The sequence below is a fragment of the Amycolatopsis roodepoortensis genome (genome assembly GCF_014873915.1).
In the GTDB taxonomy this organism is placed as follows: domain Bacteria; phylum Actinomycetota; class Actinomycetes; order Mycobacteriales; family Pseudonocardiaceae; genus Amycolatopsis; species Amycolatopsis roodepoortensis.
In genome coordinates, this window is the sequence record NZ_JADBEJ010000004.1 from 542,601 (window position 1) to 569,133 (window position 26,533).

General features: G+C 68.1%; 24 protein-coding genes and 2 tRNA genes. 12 read left to right on the forward strand and 14 right to left on the reverse strand.

The features are described from left to right. Positions 1 to 92 precede the first annotated feature (92 nt). From orn to H4W30_RS13165, 3 genes are all read left to right on the forward strand, one after another. A complete protein-coding gene (gene orn / locus H4W30_RS13155) occupies positions 93 to 701 on the forward strand; it encodes an oligoribonuclease (protein WP_126732813.1) in 609 nt (202 codons plus the stop codon). A gap of 78 nt (positions 702 to 779) precedes the next feature. Then, positions 780 to 855, forward strand: a tRNA-His gene (locus H4W30_RS13160). 114 nt (positions 856 to 969) lie between these two features. Continuing rightward, a complete protein-coding gene (locus tag H4W30_RS13165; RefSeq protein ID WP_192743103.1) occupies positions 970 to 1,359 on the forward strand; it encodes a hypothetical protein in 390 nt (129 codons plus the stop codon). 46 nt (positions 1,360 to 1,405) lie between these two features. On the opposite strand, the gene H4W30_RS13170 is transcribed toward H4W30_RS13165, so the two are convergent. Then, positions 1,406 to 2,626, reverse strand: coding sequence for a L,D-transpeptidase (locus tag H4W30_RS13170; RefSeq protein ID WP_192743104.1), 1,221 nt, complete (start codon positions 2,624 to 2,626; stop codon positions 1,406 to 1,408). A gap of 194 nt (positions 2,627 to 2,820) precedes the next feature. On the opposite strand from H4W30_RS13170, the gene H4W30_RS13175 reads away from it, so the two are divergent. Beyond that, positions 2,821 to 2,893: transfer RNA gene (locus tag H4W30_RS13175), tRNA-Lys, on the forward strand. 266 nt (positions 2,894 to 3,159) lie between these two features. Here H4W30_RS13175 and H4W30_RS13180 read toward each other — a convergent pair. The 6 genes from H4W30_RS13180 to H4W30_RS13205 form a co-directional block, all read right to left on the reverse strand. Continuing rightward, the gene (locus H4W30_RS13180) at positions 3,160 to 3,405 is read right to left on the reverse strand and encodes a hypothetical protein (protein ID WP_192743105.1); all 246 of its coding nucleotides are present in this window, start codon (positions 3,403 to 3,405) and stop codon (positions 3,160 to 3,162) included. 16 nt (positions 3,406 to 3,421) lie between these two features. Then, positions 3,422 to 4,312 carry an AurF N-oxygenase family protein gene (locus H4W30_RS13185; protein ID WP_192743106.1) on the reverse strand — a complete coding sequence of 297 codons (891 nt, stop codon included), beginning with the start codon at positions 4,310 to 4,312 and terminating at the stop codon, positions 3,422 to 3,424. Next, positions 4,309 to 5,190, reverse strand: coding sequence for a crotonase/enoyl-CoA hydratase family protein (locus H4W30_RS13190; RefSeq protein ID WP_192743107.1), 882 nt, complete (start codon positions 5,188 to 5,190; stop codon positions 4,309 to 4,311). Before H4W30_RS13190 ends, H4W30_RS13185 begins: the two co-directional genes overlap by 4 nt. Continuing rightward, entirely contained in the window at positions 5,180 to 5,779 is a 600-nt protein-coding gene (locus H4W30_RS13195; protein WP_192743108.1) for a TetR/AcrR family transcriptional regulator, read from the reverse strand. Before H4W30_RS13195 ends, H4W30_RS13190 begins: the two co-directional genes overlap by 11 nt. 29 nt (positions 5,780 to 5,808) lie before the next feature. After that, on the reverse strand, positions 5,809 to 6,735 hold the full coding sequence (locus H4W30_RS13200; RefSeq protein ID WP_192743109.1) for an NAD(P)/FAD-dependent oxidoreductase: 927 nt from the start codon (positions 6,733 to 6,735) through the stop codon (positions 5,809 to 5,811). A gap of 88 nt (positions 6,736 to 6,823) precedes the next feature. Then, entirely contained in the window at positions 6,824 to 10,390 is a 3,567-nt protein-coding gene (locus tag H4W30_RS13205; protein ID WP_192743110.1) for a discoidin domain-containing protein, read from the reverse strand. Positions 10,391 to 10,684: 294 nt separating this feature from the next. Between H4W30_RS13205 and H4W30_RS13210 the strand changes: the two genes are divergently transcribed. Then, positions 10,685 to 11,428, forward strand: coding sequence for a GAF and ANTAR domain-containing protein (locus H4W30_RS13210; RefSeq protein WP_192743111.1), 744 nt, complete (start codon positions 10,685 to 10,687; stop codon positions 11,426 to 11,428). Here the strand turns inward: H4W30_RS13210 and H4W30_RS13215 are convergent. Beyond that, positions 11,425 to 12,564: a Gfo/Idh/MocA family protein gene (locus tag H4W30_RS13215; RefSeq protein ID WP_192743112.1), complete on the reverse strand. Its 1,140-nt coding sequence runs from the start codon at positions 12,562 to 12,564 to the stop codon at positions 11,425 to 11,427. The two genes, H4W30_RS13210 and H4W30_RS13215, sit on opposite strands and share 4 nt — an antisense overlap. Positions 12,565 to 12,652: 88 nt before the next feature. Further along, a complete protein-coding gene (locus H4W30_RS13220; RefSeq protein WP_192743113.1) occupies positions 12,653 to 13,024 on the reverse strand; it encodes a MerR family transcriptional regulator in 372 nt (123 codons plus the stop codon). Positions 13,025 to 13,088: 64 nt separating this feature from the next. Between H4W30_RS13220 and H4W30_RS13225 the strand changes: the two genes are divergently transcribed. Beyond that, on the forward strand, positions 13,089 to 14,315 hold the full coding sequence (locus H4W30_RS13225) for an MFS transporter (protein ID WP_192743114.1): 1,227 nt from the start codon (positions 13,089 to 13,091) through the stop codon (positions 14,313 to 14,315). Here the strand turns inward: H4W30_RS13225 and H4W30_RS13230 are convergent. Then, positions 14,236 to 15,132 (reverse strand): LysR family transcriptional regulator, encoded by an 897-nt coding sequence (locus H4W30_RS13230; RefSeq protein ID WP_192743115.1) that lies wholly within the window; start codon positions 15,130 to 15,132, stop codon positions 14,236 to 14,238. The genes H4W30_RS13225 and H4W30_RS13230 overlap by 80 nt on opposite strands. Positions 15,133 to 15,218: 86 nt before the next feature. Between H4W30_RS13230 and H4W30_RS13235 the strand changes: the two genes are divergently transcribed. After that, on the forward strand, positions 15,219 to 16,556 hold the full coding sequence (locus H4W30_RS13235; protein ID WP_192743116.1) for an aspartate aminotransferase family protein: 1,338 nt from the start codon (positions 15,219 to 15,221) through the stop codon (positions 16,554 to 16,556). A 46-nt stretch (positions 16,557 to 16,602) separates the two neighbouring features. On the opposite strand, the gene H4W30_RS13240 is transcribed toward H4W30_RS13235, so the two are convergent. Together H4W30_RS13240 and H4W30_RS13245 are read right to left on the reverse strand one after the other, a co-directional pair. Continuing rightward, positions 16,603 to 17,406, reverse strand: coding sequence for an alpha/beta fold hydrolase (locus tag H4W30_RS13240; RefSeq protein ID WP_192743117.1), 804 nt, complete (start codon positions 17,404 to 17,406; stop codon positions 16,603 to 16,605). A gap of 14 nt (positions 17,407 to 17,420) precedes the next feature. Next, on the reverse strand, positions 17,421 to 18,275 hold the full coding sequence (locus tag H4W30_RS13245; RefSeq protein ID WP_225949314.1) for a bile acid:sodium symporter family protein: 855 nt from the start codon (positions 18,273 to 18,275) through the stop codon (positions 17,421 to 17,423). 181 nt (positions 18,276 to 18,456) lie between these two features. On the opposite strand from H4W30_RS13245, the gene H4W30_RS13250 reads away from it, so the two are divergent. Continuing rightward, a complete protein-coding gene (locus tag H4W30_RS13250) occupies positions 18,457 to 19,002 on the forward strand; it encodes a DM13 domain-containing protein (protein WP_192743119.1) in 546 nt (181 codons plus the stop codon). A gap of 50 nt (positions 19,003 to 19,052) precedes the next feature. Here H4W30_RS13250 and H4W30_RS13255 read toward each other — a convergent pair whose 3' ends face one another. Next, entirely contained in the window at positions 19,053 to 19,682 is a 630-nt protein-coding gene (locus H4W30_RS13255) for a TetR/AcrR family transcriptional regulator (RefSeq protein WP_192743120.1), read from the reverse strand. A gap of 60 nt (positions 19,683 to 19,742) precedes the next feature. Between H4W30_RS13255 and H4W30_RS13260 the strand changes: the two genes are divergently transcribed. The 4 genes from H4W30_RS13260 to H4W30_RS13275 all read left to right on the forward strand — a co-directional run bounded on the left by H4W30_RS13260 (position 19,743) and on the right by H4W30_RS13275 (position 24,272). Then, entirely contained in the window at positions 19,743 to 20,174 is a 432-nt protein-coding gene (locus H4W30_RS13260) for an RpiB/LacA/LacB family sugar-phosphate isomerase (RefSeq protein WP_192743121.1), read from the forward strand. Positions 20,175 to 20,435: 261 nt separating this feature from the next. Then, positions 20,436 to 22,064: a glycosyl hydrolase family 18 protein gene (locus H4W30_RS13265; protein ID WP_192743122.1), complete on the forward strand. Its 1,629-nt coding sequence runs from the start codon at positions 20,436 to 20,438 to the stop codon at positions 22,062 to 22,064. Positions 22,065 to 22,102: 38 nt separating this feature from the next. Then, a complete protein-coding gene (locus H4W30_RS13270) occupies positions 22,103 to 23,437 on the forward strand; it encodes a cellulose binding domain-containing protein (RefSeq protein WP_378233156.1) in 1,335 nt (444 codons plus the stop codon). A gap of 190 nt (positions 23,438 to 23,627) precedes the next feature. Then, positions 23,628 to 24,272 carry a class I SAM-dependent DNA methyltransferase gene (locus H4W30_RS13275; RefSeq protein ID WP_192743124.1) on the forward strand — a complete coding sequence of 215 codons (645 nt, stop codon included), beginning with the start codon at positions 23,628 to 23,630 and terminating at the stop codon, positions 24,270 to 24,272. 330 nt (positions 24,273 to 24,602) lie between these two features. On the opposite strand, the gene H4W30_RS13280 is transcribed toward H4W30_RS13275, so the two are convergent. Then, positions 24,603 to 26,372 carry a chitinase gene (locus H4W30_RS13280; RefSeq protein WP_192743125.1) on the reverse strand — a complete coding sequence of 590 codons (1,770 nt, stop codon included), beginning with the start codon at positions 26,370 to 26,372 and terminating at the stop codon, positions 24,603 to 24,605. Between the last annotated feature and the right edge of the window lie 161 nt (positions 26,373 to 26,533).

A 26,533-nucleotide genomic window follows, 5' to 3' on the forward strand; every position in this document is an offset into this window, starting at 1 on the left:
CATGACTCACCTGAGGATGCACACGGTGCCAGCAACGCGCCGAACCCGCACGTCGCGCGCCACGAATCCCCGGGTCGGGTTAGGGTTTCGGGGTGAACGACCGCCTAGTCTGGATCGACTGCGAGATGACGGGGCTCGACCTCGGCAAGGACGCGTTGATCGAAATAGCCGCGCTGGTGACCGACGCCGAGCTCAACGTCCTCGGCGAAGGCGTCGACATCGTCATCCACGCCGACGACGAAGCCCTCGACGGCATGCCGGAGGTCGTCCGCGAAATGCACGCCCGCTCCGGCCTCACCGAAGAGGTCCGGCGCTCCACCGTGACCATGGAAGAAGCCGAGCAGCGCGTGCTCGAGTACGTCCGCGCGCACGTGCCCGAGGCCAATGTCGCCCCGCTCGCCGGCAACTCCATCGCCACCGACCGCGGCTTCATCACCCGGGACATGCCGCTGCTCGACGCGCACCTGCACTACCGCATGGTCGACGTCTCGTCGGTGAAGGAACTCGTCCGCCGCTGGTACCCGCGGATCTACTACGCCAAGCCCGAGAAGGGCCTCGCGCACCGCGCGCTCGCCGACATCAAGGAATCGATCGGGGAGCTCGACTACTACCGTCGCGCCGCCTTCGTCCCGCAGCCCGGCCCGACCACCGAACAAGCCAAGGCCGCGGCCGCTGAAGTGCAGGAACGCCACCAAGGGTAACCCGTTGCGAGCCCCCGAAAAGGGGCACGCTAATATAGTGCGGCCGAGGTGATGGGGAGTTCCCCGAGCCCGGCGATGGTGGGCGTAGCTCAGCTGGTAGAGCACCTGGTTGTGGTCCAGGAGGTCGCGGGTTCGAAACCCGTCGCTCACCCCATCAACCCCAGTTCGGCCGGTTCTTCCGGCAGGCTGGGGTTTCGCTTTTTCCGGGTATCGGTAACGCGGCGTGGCCCTCGCGCGAGTTCAGGAAGTAACTCGCGCGGAGGGTGCCATGAGACGCTGGCTGGTCTTGGGAGTCTTCGTGGCGGCCGGCGCCTGCACGACGTCTCCACCGAGCCAAGTGCCCGTACCGGCGATCACGTCGACCCCGGTCACGACCGTGACCGCGACGCCGTCCACTTCGGTACCGCCGCCGGTGACCGTGACGGTGAGCCCACCCAAGCCTTCGGCCACTTCGGCCAAGAAGTCACCGTGGCGCTGCGAGCCCGGCTACCCGAACTGCACCAAGTCCCAGTCTCAGAAGTACCTCGCCGAACTCGAGTACCAGCGGTGTCTACGCGATCCAGCGAAGATCTGGGACACCGGCACCCAGAAGTGCCGCTACAAGACCAGCGGCGAAGTGCAGTGGGAACACCACTACGGGCCCCTGGAAACGCCATGAGGGGTCTCGTTAGGACGTCCTAACGAGACCCCTCATGGGCTACGAGTCAGTTCCGGTCGCCGCCGGTCTTCCAGTCGTCCCACGACATCTGCCACACCGACCAGCCGTCGGTCGGCTCCAGCACCTGCGGGCCCGAGTTGGTGACCGTGATGATGTCGCCCTTCTTCGAAGTGTCCATCAGCCACTTCGCGTTCTCGGTCGACAGGTTGATGCAGCCGTGGCTCACGTTCCGCTTGCCCTGGGAACCGACCGACCACGGCGCCGAGTGGTAGAAGATGCCGCTGTTCGACATCCGCACCGCGTACTTCACGAACGTCCGGTAGCCGGCCTTGCTGTCCGTCGGGACGCCGTACGTGCTGGAGTCCATCGTGTACCCGTTGTGCTCGCTCATCACCGTGTAGGTCCCGGCCGGGGTGCTGCTCGACGGCTTGCCCATCGAGATCGGCATCTGCTTGACCTCTTGGTCGTTCACCACGACCTTCATCTGGTGCGTGCCGCCGTCCGCGGTCGCGACCAGCTTGTCGCCGACGACCACCTTGGCGGGCTTGTCCTCGCGGCCGAAGGTGTTGTTGCCGAGGTTCTTGCCGTAGATCGCCGCGTTGACCGAGATCTTCGTGCCCGGCTTGAAGTACTCCTTGGGCCGCCACATCACGGTCTTCTCGCCGAACCAGTGGAACGCGCCCTCGGCCTGCGGCTCGGTGACGATCTTCAGCATCTTCTCGGTCGCCGCCTTGTCCGGCACGTTGCCGGTGAAGGTGAAGATCAACGGCAGGCCGACGCCGACCGTCTCCCCTTCGACCAGGTTGATCGAGACGCCGATCTGACGGCCGGGCTTGGCCGTGGAGAACGTCGAGGTCGAGGTGACCGGCTTGCCGTCGGTGCCGGTCGCGGCCGCGGTGACGGTATAGGTCTTGCCGTAGCCGAGCGGCTCCGCCGACTCCCAGCCCGAACCGTCTTCCTTCGGCTTGCCCGCGACGACCTTGCCGTCGGCACCGGTCAGCTTGACCTCGCCCACCTTGCCGTCGGCCACGGCCACCGTGACCGGCTCGCCGGGCGCCACGTTCGCCGCACCCTGCGCCGGGGTCAGCGTCACCACGGCCGGCTTCGGCTCCGGCGCGGGCGCGGCGCTCTGCTGCGAACCCCCAGGAGCACCACCCTGCGACGGCGATTCACCCGACGGTGTACTGCTGCACGCGGCCAGTGTGAACCCAGCCACCAGCGCCACCACAGCCACCCGCGACCGCCCCGTCGCTCCCCAGACCCTCATGCACACCGCCCGTTTCGCGTGGTACCAACCCCAACGTCTGGCTATAGTCTGCCTGACCGGCCGCAACGCTCGCGGCCGGATGGCCGAATACGTCCCGGTCCGTCGTTAGGGGACCCCCTGAAACGGGCCCCAGCAACCCTGTGTTAATGTTTTCCACGTCGCCGAGGGGAACACCAAAGCGGCGGAACAAGCAGGCGCCATTAGCTCAATTGGCAGAGCAGCTGGCTCTTAACCAGCGGGTTCGGGGTTCGAGTCCCTGATGGCGCACAGTTCCGATACGAAGCCCACCAACGGTTTTATCCCGGTTTCCGGGTGCCGTCGGTGGGCTTTGTTCGTATGCGCGGGTTCAGTTACCGACCGCCATCAGCCGCGCCTGCGGCACTGCCGGGACACCCCCCCCCCTTGGCGTCACGCTTCCCTACGCCGGCCGCCGTGTGCGAAGGGGTATTCGACGCCAAGTGCCGAACACCCGGCGGTTTCTTTCAGCACCACGCGGACTTCGTCTCGAAGTCCGCGTGGTGCACGACGCCTGACTAGCGCCGGGCGAGGACGCGCTTGCCCAGCCAGCCCGCGTAGACGGCCAGACCCGCGAACCCGGCCTTCCGCGTGGGAGCGGCCGCGATCGCCAGGCCGATGGCGAGTTCGGTGGCGCCGTTGCGGTAGGTCCAGTTGCGGACGTCGTCGGCGAAGGCCATCTTCGTCACCGGTTCGAAGGCCGCCGGGGCGGCGAAGTGGGCGAGGCCGGTCGCGGCGATGCCGAGGCCGAGGAGCTTGGACATGGAGTGCCTTCCTTGTTCAGTCGAGGACGCCGGCGCGGCGCCAGAGCCGGCGGCTCGGGCCGCCGATGAGGCCGATCTCGGTGAAGTGTTCGACGGCCTTGGCCGCCCACGCCGCCTTGGTGCGGCGCCAGTGCGGGTTCGCTGTGGCGACCTGGCGGGCTTCGCGCGGGTCGAGTCCGACAGCGGTGTATGCCTTGGGGTGCAACAGCTCCGACGTCGCGACGTAGGCCATCCCGGCGATCGCCCAGCGGATCAGTTCGCGGCCGATCCGGCCGTGGCGGGCCCAGGCGCGGCCCAGTTCGTCCTTGGCGAAGCTGATGTGGCGAGCCTCTTCGATGACGTGGATGCGTGAGATCATCCGGATCATCGGCTGCAGGCTGTCGTCGCGCATCATCTCGCGTTGCATGCCGTCGGCGAGTTCTTCGACGTAGATGGCGCCGGCGAACAGCAGCGCCGGGCCGCAGATCGCGCCGAAGATCTTGCCCGAGCGGTGTGCCGTGCGGCTCGGGCGCCGGACGACTCCGCCGCTCTTCTCGATCGAGCGGGCGAACATGGTGCTGTGACGGCATTCGTCGGCGATCTCGGTGAGCGCGTATTGGGCGTTGTGCGTCGTCGGGTCGCTGTTGTAGACGTGACGCACGAGGCCCTGCATGAGGATCAGCTCGAACCAGATACCGGACGCCGCCGCGGCCGCGGCCTCTTGGCGGCTCAGCTCGGCGCGCTGGCCTTCGTCGAGACGTTCCCAGAGTTCCGTGCCGTACAAGGAACATCGCTCCGGCGCCTTGCCGTACGCCCCGTCGACCAGCGGTGCCAGCCAGTCGACGTCGACGTCCGGGTCGTAGGACAGCCGCGCGGAGGAGCGCTGCAGGCGCTCGGCGACGCGTTCGCTTTCGGTGTTCGCGGTCATGACGACCTCCTTGGATCCTTGTGCTCGGGCAGCGGTCCGCCGCCGTCGGGGATGACCTGTCCGGAATCGCGGTAGGCCACCGCCTCGTGGAAACCATCGCGTTCGGCGAACTCGCGGAACCAGCGGCCTTCCGGGGTGTGCCGGGTGATGCCGTCGAAAAGAGTCGCGAGCGTCTGGGTGCCGGAAAGACCCATGTTGTCGTAGGCCTGGTTGATCATCAGTTTCTGCATCACCAGCTGGTTCGTCGGCACGCCCGCCATCCGGTCCGCCAGTTCCTCGACGGCCGCTTCGAGCCGTCCGGGTTCCACCGCCTCGAGCGCGAGCCCCCATTCGGCCGCGGTGGCGCCGTCGATGGTGTCGCCGGTGAGCAGCATCCGCTTCGCGCGCTGGGCGCCGACGCGGTAGACCCACATCGCGGTCGTCGGGCAGCCCCACACCCGTGCGGGCGGATAGCCGATGCGCGCGTCGGTCGCCATGATCAGCACGTCGCACGACAGCGCGATGTCGCTGCCGCCGGCGATCGCGTGGCCCTGCACCTGGCAGAGGGTGGGTTTCAGCGATCGCCACAGGCTGAAGAAGTCGTCGGTGTTGCGCTTCATCACCCGGTAGTCCTTGACCGGATCCCAGACCGGGCCCTGGTTCCAGCGGCCTTCGGCGTCGTCCTCGGCGAACTGTTTGAGGTCGTATCCGGCGCAGAACGACCGGCCTTCGCCGCGCACCACGATCACCCGGACCGCGTCGTCCTCGTTCGCCAGCTCCACGGCCTGCCGGATCTCGCGCGGCATGACGTCGTTGATCGCGTTGAGCCGCTCGGGGCGGTTCAAGGTCAGGTACGCCTTCCGGTCTTCGACGCGGTAGGTGAGCGTCTCAAACGCCATCGGAACCTCCCAGCGCGCGAAGGGTGAACGTGACCAGCTGCGGGATCGTGTCCGGTCCGCTTTCGCCCGCCAAGGGGCCGACCAGCATTTCCGCGCCCGCGCCGACCAGCGCCGCGGCGGTCGCTTCCGCGTCCTGCGGGGGCAGCAGCCCCCTCGTCACGCCGTCGGCGATGTTCCTGGCGATGACCTCGCGGAACGCGCGGCGGAACACCAGGCGTTCGGCCTCCACGACGGCGTCGACCGGTTCGGCCAGCAACGCATACGCGAGCCTCGGCGCCTTCAGCGCCCGCCCGGCGAAGGTCTCGATCACGGCGACCACCCGCTCGCGGACGTCACCCTGGGAGGCGGCGGCCTCGACGGCGTCGACCTCCCGGGAGACCACCTCGCGGAAGACCTCGACGACCAGGTCGGCCTTGGACGGGAACTGCCGGTACACGCTGCCGGTGCCCACGCCCGCCCGCGCGGCGACCGCGGCCATGGAGCAGCCCGCGTACCCGGTCTCGGCCAGCAGCGCGACGGCCGCGGCGAGGATCTCGCCTCGCTGCGAGTCCAGTCTTGCCTGCGTCTTCGGGGTCCGTCGGTAGGGCATGCCAAGGAGTGAAGCACGGATTCCGCTCTTCAGTCCAGCTCTTCCTCAAACAGCTCGTGATCCACCGCGGTGGCCGTCACGAAACCCATGGCGGCCGCGGTCACCACGAACGTCATGCCCGGCGGGCACGATTCCCGCCGGGCCAGGTCACCCGCGGCGTAAACACCGGGTACGCCGGTGAAGCCGACGTCGTCGATCCGCACGGTGCCGTCGTCCTGGAGCACGCAGCCCAGTTCCTCTGCCAGCGAGTCGGCCTGCCGCGTGGTGGCGTGCAGGAACACCGCCGCGCATTCCACCGGGCCGCCTTCTCGGAACGTGATCCGTTCGACCTCGCCCTCGGGTCCCTCCACACTGCGCACCGGCTCTTGGCGCACGCGAACAGCGCGTTTGCGCAGGAGCGCCTGATCGTCCGCGGACAAGGTAAAACCGTTGGTGCACAAGGTGACATCCGAACTCCACCGGGTCAGCTGGGCGGCGAACATCGCGTCCTGCCGCCCCTCGGTGGCCAGGACGGCCAAGGGCCGATCCCGGAATTCCCAGGCATGGCAGTACGGGCAGCCGAGCACGCTCTTCCCCCAGCGCTCGGCCAGCCCCGCGATCCCGGGCAGGTCCTCGATCACGCCGGTGGCCAGCACTATCCGGCGCGCGTTCACCCGGCCGCCGTCCTCGAACGCGACGGTGAACCTGCCGCGTTCGCCGTCGACGGTCAGGACCCGGCCCTCGCGCAGGCGGACCTCCGGGTACTCCGCCAGTTGCTCGCGACCGGTGGCCCGCAGCGCGTCCGGGTTCATCCCGTCGCAGGCCAGGAGCCCGTGCACGCCCGCGGCCGTGGAATTACGGCCCGCGCCCCCGTCGATCACGAGCACACTGCGCCGGGACCGGCCGAGCACCAGCGCGGCGCTCAACCCGGCGGGTCCGGCACCGACGATCACCGCGTCATAACCGGTATCGCGCACGGCATGGCCTCTCTGTCCGGGAGTCGGGGCAGCACCCGCATACCCGGGCCGCCCGCCGGGAAACCTGCTCCCGGCGGGCGCCACGCGCTCAATTCCGATTGATGGTGAACGTGCTCGTCGTGTTCCGGATGTCCTCGGCGTTGTCGCTCAGGGTGAGCCCGGTGAACGTCGCCGAGCCGACGGCCGGGCCCTGCCCCGGTTCCGGCAGCTCGTTGACCCAGATCCCGATCCCTGACTTCGCGTCGAACTCGTCACCGCTGCGGTGCGCCCCGGTGATCGACACGTTCGTCAGCACCGTGTCCTCGACCGGGTTCTCCGGCCGGTTCCCGGTGTACTTGGTCTGGAACATGATGCCGCTGTATGTCGGGCTCTGGATGTCCACATCGGACACCCGGATACCGCGGAACTCCTTGGAGGCGGAGAACATCCAGATCGCCGGGAACGTCTGCTGCCCCCAGAAATGGCCACCGGCGCGGACCAGTGACACGTTCTGGACGGTCGTCGGCTGCGGGCCGAACCCGAGGAACGGGTAGCCGAAGTCGAGCGAGCTGATCGTGATCCCGGAGTACGTCAGCGTGTCCGCGATGTAGAGGTTCCGGAAGGTGTTGCTGTACCCGCCGTACACCGCCAGCCCGGCCGCGCGCCACGGAAGCAGCACGGTCAGGTTCTCGAACACGTTGTCGTACTGGTTGCCCGCGTTGAGGTCCGTGGCCGCGAACAGCGCGAAACTGTCGTCACCGGTGGAGCGGGCTTCGTTGTTGGTGACCCGGTTCCCCGTGCTGCCGTTGGTGAAGTTGAGCCCGTCGGCGAACATGTCGCGGATCCGGGAGTTCTTCACCGTCGTGTTGTCCACATTGGTCGCCCACAGGAGGCACATCTGGTGCTCCACCCAGATGTTGTCGATCGTCATGTTCGTGACGTTCGTGAAGTTGAAGACCTTGCCGGGACCGTCGATCCGGGACGTGTAGTTCCCGAACACGGCGAACCCGCCGAACGTCGAACCGCTCGCACTCGCCTGCGCGTCGAACCCGATATCGGTGTTCTCCTGTCCGGCGGGCGCGGTGAACCTCGTGAACCACGGCCCGGCGCCGAGCACCGTGACCGGTTTGCCGTACACGGTGACCTTGCTCGTCATCGGGTACTGCCCCGGCGGCAGGAAGACACCGGTGAGGTTCGGGTCCTGGCGGACCTTGTCCAACGCGGCCTGCACATCCTGCTGGGTGAACCCGGCCGGGACGGCGTAACGCGCCGGGTCGGGGTTCGCGGCCGCGGTGGCCAGCTCGAAGTTCACGAAGTCGATCGCGTAGTTCAAGCCGTTCCCGGCGTCCTTCTGCAGCTTGATCTTGTGCCCGGCGGGCACGGTCGTGCCGAGCAGCATGCTGGCCTCGTCGTAGATGCGGCGAGGGGGCCCGGCTCCCGGGGAGTTCTGCGGAGAGGCTTCGGGGCCGTACAGCCACGCGTGGCGCGAAGTCAGGTCGATGGCTTTCAGGAACGTGCCGTCGACGTAGACGTTCAGCGTCGAGTTCTGCCCGCCGCCACCCGCGGCGTCCGGCATCGAGAACCGGGTCACCAGGGTGTTCGTGGCCGCGCGCGTGGTGAACTCGACCGAGGAGCCGGTCGAATTCAGCGTCACGGCCTTGCGGCCCGATGCCTCGCCCGCGAGGTCGCCGATCTTCCGGTTCGGGCCGATCACCGACGCGCCGCCGGCGACCACGCCGTCTTCGGCCTCGTACATGTCGTAGGGCATGTTCGCGCCGCGACCGACGAACAACGCTTGCGTGCTCGTGTTGTTGCCCTGCTTCGCGGGCAACTCGTTGGCATCGTTCGCGACGACGGTCTTGACCGTGTACCGGCCGTTCCCGGCCGTCCAGGTGCCGACGTTCACCGGCGGTGCCGTGGCCCCGGCCGCGATCGCGCCGGTGTACGAGCCGGAGAGGGTCTTGACGACGGCGCCGTTCTGGTCGGTGATCGTCACCGTGACGCCGTGCGCGCCGCCGGCCGAAGCGACCGTTCCCTGGTTGCGCACCGTGGCGGAGAACGTCACGGTGTCACCCGCCGTCGGGTTGTTCGGCGACCAGGCGGTGGCCGCGACGAGGTCGGAGCTGGCCACCGGGCTGACGACGAGTGCCGTCGCACCGGTGTAGGAGTTGTTGCCCTCGTCCTGTTCGACGACGGCGTTGCCCTCGTCGACCTTCGCGGTGAGCTGGTGGCTGCCCGTCTCCCTGGTGCCGATGTCCGCCGACACCGTCGCCGACGCTCCGGCCGCGAGCACACCGACGGGTGCAGTGCCGACCTTCGCGGTGCCCAGGTAGAGATTCACGTTCGTCGCACCCGAGGCCGCCGTTCCGGCGTTGCGGACGGTGGCCGACACGGTGATCGCGTCCGTTTCCACCGGGTTTTGCGGTGACCACGAAACACCCGAGACCGTCAGGTCGGGGTTCGGCGCGGGAACACCGAAGACCTGGAACTCCGCGGCCTGTCCGCCGGGGGCACCGGAGTTGGCGGTGATCCGCAGGCGGACGTCGGCGGCGCGGCCACCGGCCGGGATGGTGACGGTGTTGCCACTCGACGGGGTGAAGGTGTACGTCTGCGCGGGCACCAGCGTGGTGAACGCGGCCGCACCCTGGTCACGCCCTTCGACGGCGATCGTCTGCGTGCGCTGTGCCCACGCGGGATCCGGGTTGAGCTTGACGACGATCCGGTCGAGATCGGCGTTGGACCCGAGCGCGACGGTCAGCAGGTTCGGATACGCCGCGCCTTCCCAATAAGTGGTCGTGGAGTCGTCGTTGGCGTTGGCCGCGACGTAGGAGTGCTGCACCGAAGACGCCGTGATCGGCTTGCCCAGCGCGAGATTCGTCCCCGCCCGCGTACCGGTCCTGGTCACCGTGCCGCTGCTCGGCGACTGATTGCCCGCGGCGTCGCGGGCACGCACGGAATAGGCGATCGTCGCGCTCTCGGGTTGGTCGTCGGTGTAGGTCAGGACGTCACCGGCGACGCTGCCGCGAAGCTGCCCGTTGGCGTACACGTCGTAGCCCGTGACTCCGGTGTTGTCGGCCGACGCCGACCACGTGAGCCGGATCTTGCCGCTCGACGGCTCGGTGTAGGCGAGGTTCCCCGGCGCGGACGGTGGCTGCGTGTCACCGCCCGCGGGACCGCGCACCTCGAACTCCGAGAGCTGGGCCGCGGGCCAGCCGGTGTTGGCGGTGATGTTCAGCCGTACGAACCTGGTGTTCCCCGTGACGTCGAGGGTGACCGTGTTGCCGGTCGCCGGGTCGAACCGGTGGCCTGCCGACGGCACGAGGTCGCTGAAGCTCGTGCCGTTCGCGCTGCCCTGCACCGAGAAGGTCTGGGTGCGGGCTTCCCAGCCCGATGGCAGCTTGAGCACGAGCCGGGCGATGTTCGTGGCCGCGCCGAGGTCGGCCTGGATCCATTGCGGGAACTGGTTGTTCGTGCTTTCCCAGTAGGTGGCCTGATTGCCGTCCCCGACGTTCGAAACGGCGTAGCCGGCCAGCTGACTGCTGGCGGTGTAGGTCGCGTCGGCGGCTTCGGCGGCGGCTGATGCCGGGGCGTCGTTCGCCGCGATGGCGGGTGGCGTGAAGAGAAGGGACAGGGTGGCGAACACCACCGCGCACGTCAGTGGGCGCTTCGTTCTCATGACATTCCTCTGTTCCGGGAGGGGACTGAGCGGAATCTTCCTGACTCTTGTCATGTTCTTGCGCTGAAATGTTCAAGAATTACAGCCCACGGAGCGCCACAAGTCAACGCCCGGCGCCAAATCGCCTGACCAGGTGCTTTCCCGCGCCGGTGTCCCCTGTGGCGAAGGCCTCATGACCTCCGAACCGGCGGCCCACCGGCCACGGGTTAGCCCGAATCGGTCAATGCCCGGCCAGCCGGAACGAGTACGTTCTTGGTGGACGGCGAAACCCGCCGTCCGAGGGAAAGGGCCACGATGGATCAGTTTCGCGACACCGCTTCGGCGTTGCGGGAGCTCACCGAGTCGATGCGGCTCGACGAGCCCCGCGACGAGTTGCTGGAACGGGTGGCGAAGAAGGTGGTCGGGCTGCTGCCCGGAGCGGACGCGGCCACGGTGACGCTGTACACCGACAACGAACCGAGCACCGTCGCCGCCACCGACGAGTCCGTGCTACCCCTGGACAAGGCGCAGTACAGCGCGGACGAGGGCCCTTGTCTCAAGGCCGCCGAGACCGGGACGATCGTCCGGACGCTGCTGGACGCCGACGCGGCCGCGCGCTGGCCGGACTTCACGACCACCGCCGAACTGCTCGGCGTGCGGACCTCGCTGTCCTGCCCGTTGTTCGTCCCCGACGAGTCGCACTTCAAGCGGCGGGAGACCGAGCCGCTGTCCGGCGCGCTCAATGTCTGGAGCTTCGAGGAAAACGCCTTCGACCCGGTGGAGGCGGCCCTGGTCGCGATGTTCACCTCGGCGATCTCGGCGATCATCCTGACCGCGTCCCGCTGGGCCGCCGCCGAACGGCAGGCGGAGACCCTGGTCGCCGCACTGGAGACCAGGGACGCCATCGCCACCGCGAAGGGGATCGTGATGGCACGTCTGGAGCTGAACGCCGAGGAAGCCTTCCGCTGGCTCACCGAGGCGTCACAGCACACCAACCGCAAGATCCGGGAGATCTCGGTGCTGATCGCGGAAGACCCCCGAGCGGTTTTCGGCCGTTAGGTCAGCGAGATCCGGCGCCCCTCGCGCGAGGACTCCAGGCCGGCTTCCGCGAGCCGGATGCCGCGCACCCCCGCCATGAAGTCGTAAGGATGCGGCGCACCCTCCACGACGTGACGGACGAACTGCTCCCACTGGGCGCGGAAACCGTTGCCGAAGTCCTCGTTGTCCGGCACTTCCTGCCACTGCGAACGGTACGACCGCGTCTCGGCGAGGTCCGGGTTCCACACCGGCTTCGGGGTGGCCTCCCTCGGCTGGATGACGCATTTGTGCAGGCCCGCGACCGCGCTGCCCTTGGTGCCGTCGACCTGGAACTCGACCAGTTCGTCGCGGTGGACCCGCACGCACCAGGACGAGTTGAGCTGGGCGATGACCCCGCCTTCGAGCTCGAAGATCGCGTACGCGGAGTCGTCGGCCGTGGCGGTGTATCGGTCGCCCTTCTCGTCGACGCGCTCCGGGATATGCGTGACGGCCTTCGCGGTCACGGCGTTGACGGCGCCGAACAGGTTCTCCAGCACGTAGTTCCAGTGGCAGAACATGTCGACGACGATGCCGCCGCCGTCTTCGGCGCGGTAGTTCCAGCTGGGACGCTGCGCCGACTGCCAGTCGCCCTCGAAGACCCAGTAGCCGAATTCGCCGCGCACCGACAGCACCTGGCCGAAGAAGCCGCTGTCCATCAGGCGCTTCAGCTTGAGCAGGCCGGGCAGGTACAGCTTGTCGTGGACGACGCCGTTCTTGACCCCGGCAGCTTCGGCGTGCCGTGCCAGCGCGAGCGCGCCTTCGACCGACTCCGCCACCGGCTTCTCGGTGTAGATGTGCTTTCCGGCGTCGATGGCACGGACGATCGACTTCTCGCGGACCGCGGTCAGCTGCGCGTCGAAGTAGAGCGGGAGGTCGTCGTCGCCGAGCGCGGCGTCGAGGTCGGTGGTCCAGCGGGTCAGGCCGTGCCGGGTGGCGATCTCTTCGAGCTTGTCCGCGTTGCGCCCCACCAGGACCGGCTCCAGCTGGACCCGGGAACCGTCGGCCAGCTCGACCCCGCCGGCCTCCCTGATCGCCAGGACCGAGCGCACCAGGTGCTGCCGATAGCCCATCCGCCCGGTGACGCCGTTCATCACGACGCCGAGTTTCCGCGTGGTCATCCGTTCTCCTTTGAAAGCGCTTTCCTGCCCACATCCTGAAAGCGCTTTCTCACCCTGTCAAGGCCGGTGCGAGGAAAGTCCCTCCGGCTCAGGAAGCCGGGTCGTAGGCGCGGACCGCGTCGAGGTACTCGGTGATGGCGTCCCGGTTGCGGAGCAGGCATTCGGCGCGCCGGGTCATCCGGTCGCGTTCGGCCTCCAGGGTTTCGAGCATCTCCGGCGTCGCGTCCGGGAAGTAGATCTGCCGGGGTTTGTCCAGGCACGGCAGGATCTGCTTGATGATCCTGGTCGGGAGCCCGGCGTCGAGCAGGCCGCGGACCTGAATGACCCGGTCGACCGACGATTCGGCGTAGTCGCGGTAGCCGTTGGGCAGCCGCTCCGAGACGATGAGACCCTGCTCCTCGTAATACCGCAGCAGACGGCGCGACGTGCCCGTCCGCTCCGACAACTCCCCGATCCGCATGTGCGCCACCTCACCCCGGCCGACTTGACCTTCACATCTATGTGATGGTTCGAGCATACGGAGCATGACTGCGAAACTCCCACTCGGCGCGCTGCTCGCGCTGACCACGGCGGCGTTCGTCACCGTCCTGACCGAGGCATTGCCCGCCGGTGTGCTGCCCGCGATGAGCGCCGGGCTCGGCGTCGGCGAAGCGGCGACCGGGCAACTGGTGACGGTGTACGCGATCGGTACCGCGCTGACCGCGATCCCGCTCTCCGCCGCGACCGCGGGCTGGCGTCGCAAACGTCTGCTCCTGACCGGAGTCGCCGGGTTCGCCGTCGCCAACACGGTCACGGCGCTGTCCACGAACTATCCCCTGACCCTCGGCGCGCGGTTCGTCGCCGGGATCGCGGCGGGCGTCGTCTGGGCGCTGCTGGCCGGTTACGCCCGGCGGCTGGCGCCGGAACCGGTGCGGGGCAAGGCGATCGCCGTCGTGATGACCGGTATCCCGCTCGCGCTCTCGCTCGGCATCCCGGCAGGCACCTTCCTCGGCGGCCTCTTCGGCTGGCAGGTGACGTTCTCGCTCATGTCGGCGCTCGCGCTCGGCCTGCTGGGCTGGATCGCGCTGGGCGTCCCCGACTTTCCCGGGCAGGACAAGGGCGGCAGGCTCCCGGTGCGCAGGACGCTCGCCGTGCCCGGCGTCGCCGCGGTCCTGTTCGTGACGCTGACGTTCGTGCTGGCGCACAACATCCTCTACACCTACATCGCCACCTTCCTCGAACACGTGTCGATGGGCGGCTCGGTGGATCGGATCCTGCTGGTGTTCGGCCTCGCGTCGATGGTCAGCATCTGGCTCGTCGGTCTCCTCATCGACCGGCGGCTGCGTCCGCTGACCGTCGCCGGGACCCTTCTCGTGGCGCTCGGAGCGACGATTTTGGCGCTGCTGGGCGAAAATCCGGCGCTGGTCTATGTCGCGGTGACCCTGTGGGGGCTCGGCTGGGGCGGGATCCCGACGCTGCTGCAGACCGCCGCCGCGCAGGCCGGCGACAAGGGCGGCGCGGCGGACATCGCGCAGGCCATGCTGGTCACCCTGTGGAACGCGGCGATGGCGGGCGGCGGGATCGCCGGCGGCGTCCTCCTCGACGGCTTCGGCGCGGAGTCGTTCCCCTGGAGTGTCCTGGTGCTGCTCGTGCCGACGCTGGCCGTGGTGCTCGTGGCGCGGCGGCACGGGTTCACAGCGGCAGTTCCGGATGACTCCGGATCGCCTCGAGAACCAGGTCGACCGCGGCGCGAGGCGCGGACCCGCGCCTGATCGCCGCGGTGATGGAGCGGTCGACCGGCGTCGCGAGCTCACGGGTGGTGACGCGGTAGCGCCGGTCGACGGCGAGGCCGGGCAGGAGCGCGATCGAAAGCCCGGCCTCGACGTGCTGCAAGGTCATCATGTAATTGCTGAACCGGGCGATCACCCGCGGCTCGAAACCGGCTTCGCGGCAGAGCCGGGTGGCGAGATTGGCCATGTACGACTGGGGGACGTCGAACGCCCAGGGCTCGCTCGCGTAGGCAGCGAGGTCGGCGGGCCCGCGGCCCGCCGCCGGGTGCCCGGGCGGGACGACGAGCACGATCGGGTCGGTCGCGAGCGGCACCAGGTCGATGTCGGGGCCCAGCGGCTGTTCGACGAAGTCCGTGGTGGTGACGATGACGTCGGCGTCGCCGACGCGGAGCGCGGGCATGCTCACATGCGGTTCGAGCTCGAGGAGTTCGATCTGCAGGCGCGGATGCGAGCGTGCCAGCCGGTTCACCGCGGGGACGGCGATGGTGTGGATCGCGCTCTGGAAGGCGCCGAGGCGGACCAGGCCCGCCGGGCCCTCGCCGAGACCGCGCAACTCGGCCTCGACGGTGTCCATGTGGTCGAGGATCTCCCTCGCGCGGCGGGCCAGCATCCGCCCGGCCGGGGTCAGCCGGACGCGGCGGCCGGTGCGCTCCAGCAGCCGCGTCCGCGTCTCGGCTTCGAGGACCGCGAGCTGCTGGGACACGCTCGACGCGCTCAGGTTGGCCGCTTTCGCGACGGCGCGGACGGTGCCGAGCGTGTCGAGCCTGCTCAGCAGGCTGAGCCTCCAGGGGTTGAGCATGGGGCCATTGTTGTACGGATCGGCCGAACAGCACAGCCGGAATCGTGAGCTGGACGTGTCGCTCGAAGGCGACTTACCGTCGGGACATGGCTGCTCCGATCACCGACCTGTCCACCGCCGACCGTTTCTGGGCCGACGCCGACCGGCACCTCGTGCGCTACGCCGGGGCCGGCGATTTCACCCGCGAGATCATCGACCACGCCGCCGGGAGCTACCTGTTCACCGAATCCGGGCGGCGGATCCTCGACTTCACTTCGGGACAGATGAGCGCGATCCTCGGGCATTCGCATCCCGAGATCGTCGAGACCGTCCGACGGCAGATCGGCTCGCTCGACCATCTGTTCAGCGGGATGCTGAGCCGCCCCGTCGTCGACCTCGCGCGACGACTGGCCGGGACTTTGCCGTCACCGCTGGAAAAGGCGCTGCTGCTGACCACCGGGGCGGAGTCGAACGAGGCCGCGATCCGGATGGCGAAACTCGTCACCGGGAAGCACGAGATCGTGTCGTTCGCCCGGTCGTGGCACGGGATGACGCAAGCGGCCGCGAACGCGACCTACAGCGCGGGCCGGAAGGGCTACGGACCGACCGCGCCCGGCAACTTCGCCATTCCCGCGCCGAACTCCTATCGGCCGGATTTCCTTACTCCGGAAGGAGAACTGGACTGGAGGCGGCAGCTGGACTTCGGGTTCGAGATGATCGACGCGCAGTCCGTCGGCAGCCTCGCGGCGTGCATCGTCGAACCGGTCCTCAGCTCGGGCGGGATCATCGAGCCGCCCGCGGGTTACTTCGCCGCCCTCCAGGAGAAGTGCCGCGAACGCGGGATGCTGCTGATCCTCGACGAGGCACAGACCGGCTTGTGCCGCACGGGGAACTGGTACGCGTTCGAACGCGACGGCGTCGTCCCCGACATCCTCACGCTGTCCAAGACGCTGGGCGCCGGCCTCCCGCTCGCGGCGGTGATCACGAGCGCCGAGATCGAGCAGGAAGCGCACGACCGCGGCTACCTGTTCTTCACCACGCACGTCGCGGACCCGCTGGTGGCGGCCGTCGGGAACACCGTGCTCGACGTCCTCACCCGCGACCGGCTCGACGAACGCGCCACCGAACTGGGCGCCTTCCTCCGCCGGGGCCTCGACGACCTCGCCGCGCGTCATCCCGTCGTCGGCGACATCCGCGGACGGGGCCTGCTGGTCGGCGTGGAACTCGTCGTCGACCGGGCCACGAAACGCAGCTCCGACGAGCTGGGCGCCCTGGTCACGCGGCGGTGCCTCGAACTGGGGCTGCACATGAACATCGTTCAGTTGCCGGGGATGGGCGGGGTCTTCCGGATCGCTCCCCCGCTGACCGCGACCGAGGACGAACTGGCCGAAGGGCTGGCCGTGCTGGACCAGGCTATCGGGGACTCCAGCGCGCGCTGGTCATGAGGCAAGTCTCGTGAGTGTCAAGGACGGTTAGAACCGTCCTTGACACTCACGAGGCCGCGAACGCGCGAAGCAACCGAGCGACCTCGCCCGGCCGCTCCAGGAACGGTGAGTGCCCGGCGTCCTCCACGACCTCCACGCGGGCCCCGGCCGCCGAGTACCGCGCGGAAGTCTTGTCACAGTCGTAAAACCGGTCCCGTCGCCCGAGAATCACCAGGCACGGCAACGCCAGGGCCGCCACTTGCGCATCGAGAGGACGAAACGCGAGCAGCCGCGCCCGTTCCACGAGGACCACCCGAGCCATCGCGGGCGCGGTGACGGCGTGATCGGCCAGGTCCTGCAAGGGATCTTCGAACCAGCCACCCCGGCGGAACCGGGAGGCGAACCGCACCCACGGCCGGTGAGCCACGAGCCGCACGAGCGCGCTGACCATCGGCAGCAACACCGAACTCCCCGGCGGAAAGGACGCGTAGCTGTAATCCGGCGCCTGTCCGATCAGGACCAAGGAACCGACTCGCGGGGAGATCGCGGCCAACGCCAAGGCGACGTCCGCGCCGAAGGAGTGACCGGCGACCATGACGTCCTCGACGTCCAGTGAATCGAGGACGGCGGCCACCATGCGCGCCTGCGACGCCGCGTCCAAACCCGCGGAACCACCGGTGCACCCGTGTCCCAGCAGATCCACCCGGATCACGTGACGGGTCGCGGCCAGGCCGAGCGTGAGCCGGTCGAACCAGTGGACCGACCCGCAGTACCCGTGCAGCAACAGCACCGGCGGTCCGGAACCGTCCTGCCGGACGTGGACGGCGACACCGTTCACGTCGAGGAGTTCACCGATGGGGAGGCGAGGCACTTCCCCAAACTAACTCAGACCCGCGCGTTCTCCCTGCTGCGGGACAACAGGAACGCCGCGATCCCGGCGGGGAAGAACATGAGCACGCCGTAGACCCCGGCGGGCACGGCCATCGCCTTGTCGCCGAGCACGGAATACGCCACCGCGATCGCGAGCGTGGCGTTGTGGACGCCGATCTCCATGGCGGACGCGATCGACTGCCCGCGGTCCACCCGGAACAGCCGCGGCACGTAGTACCCGATCGCGAGGCTGAGCACGGAAAGCGCCAGCGCCACCGGCCCGAGCGTCCAGATGTTGTCCGCCAAGGTCCGGAATTCCTGCGCGATCGCCGCCGCGATCACCAGCACGAGCACCACGGCCGAGCCGATCTTGACCGGTTTGCGCATCCGCTCGGCCCAGCCGGTGAACCTGTGCCGTACCGCCATCCCGATCACGACCGGGATCAGCACGATCGCGAACACCTGCACGAACTTCGCGGGCTGGAGGCCGACCGAGGCGCCACCGTCGAGGAACTGGGCCATCGACAGGCCGACCACCAGTGGCAGGGTGAACACGGCGAGTACCGAGTTGATCGCCGTGAGCGTGACGTTGAGGGCGACGTCGCCACCGGCGAGGTGACTGAAGAGGTTCGCCGACGTCCCGCCGGGTGAGGCGACCAGCAGCATCATGCCGACCGCGAGCACACCTTCGAGACCGAAGAGGACGATGAGGCCGACGCAGATCACCGGCAGCACGATCATCTGGCACACCAGCGCGATGACGGCGGCCTTGGGGTACTTGAGCACCCGGGTGAAGTCGCCGACGGTCAGGGTCAGGCCCAGCCCGAACATGACGAGCGCCAGCGCTACCGGCAGGAGGATGGAAAACATCGCCGAACCCATCGAGGGGCCTCCGTCCGATATGCCCTTTTCAGATCGGCAATCGTGTCAAGCGGCGTGATCGCGGTCAAGGTACCGAAACCCAGCCGTGATACCGCCCGGTCGGCGTCGTAAGAGTTCGGTAACCGCCCGAAACGGGCGATCCGGACGGTTGGCGCGGTTGAATGTCCCCATGAAACGCAAGCGGGTGCTCGCCGTCGTGGCGGTCGGACTGGTGGTCGCGGTGGCCGCGGGCCTCTACTGGTTCCAGCCGTGGAAGCTCTGGGTGAACGAAACGGTCCAGGAGGCCGCGCCCGTCGTCGCTGAGCCCTCGGCTCGACCGACGGCTCAGCCTTCGGAAAGTGCCACGCCACCCCCGAAAGAGCCCTCGGTCGTGGCCACCGGCGCCTTGATCAGCCACGAGCACACGACCAGTGGCGACGTCCGGATCCTGCGCGCGGCCGACGGCTCACTGGTGCTGCGCCTGGAGAACCTCGACACGAGCAACGGACCGGACCTGCGGGTCTGGCTCACCGACGCGCCGGTCATCCCCGGGAAGGCCGGCTGGTTCGTGTTCGACGACGGCGCGTACGTGAGCGCCGGGAAACTCAAGGGCAACAAGGGAAGCCAGAACTACACGCTGCCCGCCGGCACCGACCTGGCGCGCTATTCGAGCGTGACCATCTGGTGCGAACGGTTCAGTGTCTCCTTCGGCGCGGCTGAGTTGGCCAAGGTCTGACAGCCAGGCGAAGCCTGTCCGTTGAGTGTGGCGGCGGGGCGGGGTCCGGGCTAGGCGAGGCGGTCCACGGCGTACTCCATCTCCGCGCGGACGGCGCGCAGGTCGATCCCGCCGGGATCGATGATCGAGGCCACGGCGATCCCGCGCAGCTGCCCCACCAGCGCCGCCGCGTACGCGTCGGGGTCGCGGACGCCGGTGATGGAGCCGTCCGCGATCCCGGCGGCGACGGTCTGCGCGATGGCGAACCGGTACCGGCGGTCGGCCTCGGTCATCGCCGACCGCACCGCCGGATCGCCGACAGTCGCGTCCGTCCAGAGCACCACGAACGCCCGGTTCAGCGGCGGCATGTCGGTGAGCAGCTCGAAGAAGATGTCCAGCAGGGCGCGCAGCATGTCCATCGGGCTCGGGGTCAGCCCGCCGGTCCGGGTGGCGACGGCGGCGCTGAAGACGTCGGCGAACTTCTCCGCGGCGAACTCGACGAGCCGCTGCACCAGCGTCTCCTTCGAGCCGAACAACTGGTAGACGACGCCGCTGGGATAGCCGGTCCTGGCGCAGATCATGCCGATCTTGAGCCGGGCGAAACCTGCCTCGCCGATCAGGCGGGCGGCGGTGTCGAGGATCCGGGTCCGTGCGATCTCCTGGTCACGCTCGACCTGGCGCTCCTCCGCAGACGAGTCCACGGCGCGATCCTCCCATGACTTCCGGTTCGTCACCTGTCGACGCGGCGTTACGATCCGGATATGAGGATCGCCTTCGCCGCCGACGACCGGAACGCCACCACGGACGCCGTCCAGGCGTATCTCGCCGAGGCGGGCCACGAGGTGCTCCGCCCCGCGGCGTCGGACGTCTGGCCGGAACTCGGCGCGGCGGTGGGCAGGGCGGTCGCGCAGGGCGAGGCCGACTTCGGCGTGGTGATGTGCTGGACCGGGACGGGGACGGCCATCGCCGCGAACAAGGTCCCCGGTGTCCGCGCGGCGCTGGCCTGGGACACCTGGATCGCCGCGGGCGCGCGCAAATGGAACGACGCCAATGTGCTGGCGCTGAGCCTGAAACGGCTGGCCCCCGACGTGGCCGTGGAAATCACCGACGTCTTCCTTTCCGGTGTCCTGCCCGACCCCGACGAATCGGCGAATATCGCCCGGCTCGGCGAACTGGACGAATTCCGCCATTGACCGGCACCGAACCAGTGAACGGTTAACGCTGTCGAACGTATTAGGCCGTTCGCAGGAAAATCACCACTCTACGTAGTGATGCTTCCCATATTGGTCCAGACCACGTACCGTCTCCCGCAACAAAGCGTTCCGCATGGAGGTGGTCGATGAAGACGCATCCCCGCCTGCCCGGCTCCGGCCGTGGCAACGCGATGTCGCCGATTTCCCTTTGACGAAATCATCTCCAAGATCATTTCCCTGCACCGGGTTGTAAGGAGTGAAATGTCGAGAAAAAGATGGCATCTGGTCGGCCTGTTCACGGCCGTGGCGGCGCTGGCGGTCGGTCTGGTGACCGTGCCGGCGAACGCGGCGGGCGGGGTCGGAGCCACCCTGACCAAGGGGTCGGACTGGGGCTCCGGCTGGGAAGGCAAGTACACGATCACGAACAACTCGGGATCGAGCCTGTCCACCTGGACGGTCGAGTTCGATCTCGCGGCCGGGCACTCGATCGCTTCGCTGTGGGACGGCAGCTACACCGTCTCCGGACAGCACGTGACCGTCAAGAACACCTGGAACGGCAACCTTTCCAACGGCGGTTCCACCAGCTTCGGCTTCAACGTCAAGTACTCCGGCGCCTACACCGCGCCCGCCAACTGCAAGATCAACGGCGGCTCCTGCGATCCGGGCGGCGGTAACCCGACCACGACGCCGACCACCACGACGTCCAATCCCCCGACGTCGACCAGCACGAGCAACCCGCCGACCACCACGACTTCGAACCCGAACCCGGGCGCGAAGAAGAACCTCGGCTACTTCGTGCAGTGGGGCGTCTACGGCCGCAACTACCACGTGAAGAACATCCACACCTCCGGTTCCGCGGCGAAGCTGACGCACATCAACTACGCGTTCGGCAACGTCACCAACGGGTCCTGCACCGCGAACGACGACACCTACGCCGACTACGACAAGTTCTACGACGCCGCGTCCAGTGTGGACGGTGTCGCGGACTCGTGGGACGCCGGTTCGCTGCGCGGTAACTTCAACCAGCTGCGCAAGCTGAAGAAGATGTACCCGGGCCTGAAGGTGCTGTGGTCGTTCGGCGGCTGGACCTGGTCCGGCGGCTTCGGCCAGGCTTCGAAGAACCCGGCCGCGTTCGCGGAATCCTGCTACAAGCTGATCAAGGACCCGCGCTGGGCCGACGTCTTCGACGGTATCGACATCGACTGGGAGTACCCGAACGCCTGCGGTCTGACCTGTGACACCAGCGGTCCCGCCGCGATCAAGAACGTGGCACAGGCGCTGCGCACCAAGTTCGGCTCCTCGTTCCTGGTCACCGCCGCGATCACCGCGGACGCCAGCAGCGGCGGCAAGATCGACGCCGCCGACTACGGCCCCGCGTCGGCGTACTTCGACTGGTACAACGTCATGACGTACGACTTCTTCGGCGCCTGGGCGGCGCAGGGCCCGACGGCCCCGCACTCGCCGCTGACGTCGTACCCCGGCATCCCGCAGCAGGGCTTCAACTCCGACGAGGCCATCCAGAAACTCAAGGCCAAGGGTGTGCCGGCGAGCAAGCTGTTGCTGGGTATCGGTTTCTACGGCCGAGGCTGGACCGGCGTCACCCAGGACGCCCCGGGCGGCACCGCGACCGGCGCGGCACCGGGCACCTACGAGGCGGGTATCGAGGACTACAAGATCCTCAAGAACAGCTGCCCGTCGACCGGCACGATCGCGGGCACCGCGTACGCGAAGTGCGGCAACAACTGGTGGAGCTACGACACTCCCGCGACCATCAACGGGAAGATGGGCTGGACCAAGAACCAGGGTCTCGGCGGCGCGTTCTTCTGGGAACTCAGTGGTGACACCTCCAACGGCGAACTCGTCACGGCCATGCGCAACGGCCTGAACTGAGGAGTCTGACAGTGGGCAAGCGGACTTGGATCCAGGCCATCGGCCTGTCCGCCGCTGCCGCAACGGCCGGCGCGGTCCTCGTGATCGCGCCGGCCTCCGCGGCCGGCGGCGTCGGCGCCGCCTTCAGCAAGGGCTCCGACTGGGGCTCCGGCTGGGAAGGCAAGTACACGATCAGCAACAACTCGGGATCGAGCCTTCCCACCTGGACGGTCGAGTTCGACCTCCCCGCGGGGCACTCGATCGCTTCGCTGTGGGACGGCAGCTACTCGGTCTCCGGACAGCACGTGACGGTGAAGAACACCTGGAACGGCAACCTGTCCAACGGCGGCTCCACCAGCTTCGGCTTCAACGTCAAATACTCCGGGGGTTACGTCGCCCCGGCGAACTGCAAGATCAACGGTGGTTCGTGCGAGCCGGGCGGCGGCGGTCCGACCACGACGCCGACCACGTCCACCACCACGACCTCTCCGACGACGACCACCAGCAACCCGCCGCTGCCAGGCGGCCGTGGCGCGCCGTATCTGTACCTGGGCTGGGGCAGCCCGCCGAACCCGCAGACGGTCATGAACGCGACCGGGATCAAATGGTTCACGATGGCGTTCATCCTGTCGTCCGGGGGCTGCAACCCCGCCTGGGACGGCAGCCGTCCGCTGCAGGGCGGCGTCGACGCGAACGCGATCGCGCAGATCAAGGCCGCGGGCGGGCAGATCGTGCCGTCCTTCGGCGGGTGGAGCGGCAACAAGCTCGGCCCGAACTGCTCGACGCCGGAAGCGCTCGCCGGGGCCTACCAGAAGGTGATCGACGCCTACGGTCTCAAGGCGATCGACATCGACATCGAGAACACCGACGAGTTCGAGAACGCGGTCGTGCAGGACCGCGTGCTGAACGCGCTGAAGATCGTGAAGGCGAACAACCCCGGTATCCAGACCATCCTCACCTTCGGCACGACGACCAGCGGCCCGAACTCCTGGGGCAACCGGCTCATCGACCAGTCGAAGGCACTGAACGCCGGAATCGACGTCTACACGATCATGCCGTTCGATTTCGGTGGTGGCGCGGATATGTACGGCAACACCATCCGGGCGGCGAACGGCCTGCGGGACAAGCTGAAGTCGACCTTCGGGTGGAACGACGCCACGGCGTACAGCCACCTCGGCATCAGCGGGATGAACGGTCTTTCGGACCAGCGCGAACTGACGAGTCTCGACACCTGGACGCGGATCACCGACTGGTCCAAGACCAACAAGATCGCCAGGCTCGCGTTCTGGTCGACCAACCGTGACCGCGGCTGCCCGAACGGCGGGGTCGCCGAGAACTGCAGTGGTATCGCACAGAACGACTGGGACTTCACGCGGATCACCGCGGCTTTCTGACGTCCCGCTTCCCCGAACCGCGGGCCCGCACCGATGCTGCACGGTGCGGGCCCGCTCCTTTTCGCCCGCGTTTCGTCCTCTGGATGCGGTCCTCGTCGGTTGTCGCGGCAGTGGCCGTGTCCCGTTGTGAGCGTGATCCTCGACTTCCTGGCGGTGGGGAGGGTCGTGATCATGGAATATCGTGCCGGTCATGACCACGGATGACTGGTTGGCCGACACCCGAACCTCTTATGACACGGTCGCGGTCAGCTATGCCGACCAAGTGCGCGGCGCCCTCGCCGGACACCAGTACCTGCACGCGGCTCTGGCGTTGTTCGCCGACAGCGTGCGGATCGCCGGCGGCGGGCCGGTCGCGGACGTGGGCTGCGGCCCCGGTGAAGTCACCGCCCACCTGCATGAGCTCGGTGTCGACGCCTTCGGTGTCGACCTCTCCCCTGGGATGATCGACGTGGCCCGGCGCGACCACCCCGGCCTGCGGTTCGAGGTGGGCTCGATGACGGACCTGGGCTTCCCCGTCGCTTCGGTGGCCGGCCTGCTCGCCTGGCAGTCGTTGATCCACATCCCTGACGATGATGTGCCGACTGTGTTCGGGCACTTCCACCGAGCATTGCGTCCCGGCGGACCGCTGCAGCTCCTGTTTCACGTCGGCGACGAGTCGCGGTTGATGACGGAGGGCTATGGCGGTCACCCGATGAAGGTCCATGTCCACCGCCGTCAGCCTGACCAGGTGGCATCCTGGCTGCGCGATGCCGGATTCGTGGTCGAGGCTCAGATGCTGCTCGACCCGGATGCGAAAGCTCAGCAAGCGATTCTTTTCGCACGCAGTAAGTCCTGACTTCTGCATATGTCGGGCTCGCCAGTCGGAACCGGAGGACATGCGGGTGTGCTCCCAGCGGTGCTGGTGGCCTCGTCGATGCTGTCGAGCACTCGTTGGACACGGTCGTGCTCGCGCCGAAACCGGGTCTGGCGTGTCGCGAAAGCCACTTTCGCGACGTCTGATGTCCCGAAAGTGGCTTTCACGACACGGCTGCCGGGGCGCGCACGGGCCGAGCCGGTGCCGAGGCCGCGAGCCCTGAAGTACGTGAAGGCCCCCTTCACTGCGCCTAGCGCAATGAAGGGGGCCTTCACGTACTTACAACCGCCGCATTCAGTCCTCTGAATGCGATCAGGGCAGAGCGTTCAGGAACGGCTCGTGCGCGTTCTGGAACTCCCACCCGTAGTACCGGTCCCAGTTGATCGACCACGTCATCAGCCCGCGCAACGCCGGCGAAGCGCCGCCGCGCAAGGAATACGACCCGCAACCGGAGTTCTTCACCAGGCAGTTCAGCGCCGAATGCACGGCCGCCGGAGCGGTGTGCCCGTTGCCCGCGCTCACCGCGGCGGGCAGGCCGAACGCGATCTGGTCCTCACGCAGCCCCGGGAACCGGAATCCGGTCGAGGACACCGTGAAACCCGCCTTGATCATGTCGGTCATCGCGATGTGGAAGTCCGCGCCGCCCATGAAGTGGTACTGGTTGTCCAGCCCCATCACCGGCCCGGAGTTGTAATCCTGGACGTGCAGCACGGTCAGCGCGTCCCGCATCGCGTGGATCACCGGGAGGTACGAGCCCGTCCGGTTGTCGGCGCCGCCGAGGCCGCCGTAGTACTGGTATCCGGTCTGCACGAAGAACGTCTCCGGCGCCATCGTCAGCACGAATCCCGCACCATAGCGAGCCTTCAACGTCTTCAGCGCCGAGATGAGGTTGACGATCACCGGCGTGGTCGGATTACGGAAGTCGTTGTCGCCGGAGTTGAGGTAGAGCGAGTGTCCCTCGAAGTCGATGTCGAGCCCGTTCAGCCCGTACCGGTCGATGATCGCGGACACCGAGCTGACGAACGCGTCACGCGCCGCGGTCGTGGTCAGCTGCACCTGGCCGTTCTGCCCGCCGATGGAGATCAGCACCTTCTTGCCCTGTGCCTGCTTCGCGCGGATCGCGGCGATGAATTCCGCGTCGCTTTCCACCGTCGGGCATTCCGCGACCGGGCACCGCGTGAAGCGGATGTCGCCGGAGGTCACCGAGGTCGGTTCACCGAAGGCCAGGTTGACGATGTCCCACGCCGCCGGGACGTCGGCCATCCGCGTGTAGCCGGAACCGTTGGCGAAACTCGCGTGCAGGTAGCCGATCAGCGCGTGCTTCGGCAGGCCGGAGTCGACGCAGCCCGAGGTCGTGGCGCCCGCCTCCGTGCTCTTGGGCGACTCGCCCGCGCTGTTGTAGGCGGCCACCGAATAACTGTGCGACGAGCAGGCTGTCAGTCCCGAGATCGTCGCCGAAGTCCCGGTCACCGTCGCGACCACCTTGCCCGCCTCGTACACGCGGTAGCCGGTCACCGTGCCCGCCGAGGCGCCCCACGAGAGCGCGATCGACGAGTTCGTCACCGTGCCCACGGCCGGATTCCCCGGTGCAGGCGGCGCGCCGGGGGTGCCACCGCCGGGTCCGTCGAGGCTGATGTCGTCCGCGTAATAGGTGCCCGACCCGTACCAGCCGTGGACGTACACCTCCGCCGTCGTCTGCGTGGCCGACGTCGTGAACGAAAGCGAAAGCTGCGTGTAGGAGGTCGCCGCGGTCCAGGTCGACGGCCCGCCCGTGACCCCGAGGTACACCGGGTTCCCGTTCACCCAGGCCGAGACCGCGTAGGTCGTGCTCGGCTGGACCGATACCGTCTGTGCGCATTTCCCGATCGTCGAGCCGGGCGTGACCGAAACGGCGTAACCGCCCGAACGGACCGGCGTGGTCACGGTGGCGCCCGCCGCGCAGGACCAGCCGGACGTCGAACCCGCCTCGAACCCGGGATTGAGGAGCAGGTTGGCCGCGCTCGCGGTGCCGCCGCCGGTGATCAGGCCGGTGAAGGTGAGCACCAAAACGGCCAGAAATGCCAAGGATCTGGAACGCCTCATCGCGATTCCTCCGTGAAAGGGCGGCCTGCCGCCGCGCTGGGGCAATTGTCTAGACCAATCTGGCGAAAGTCCATACCCCGGCGGCACCAGGGTCCAAAGACCCGACTACTCCGGGCTGCTGGACCGGTGTGACGCGCGGGCGCGCTCCGTAACGTCGGAAG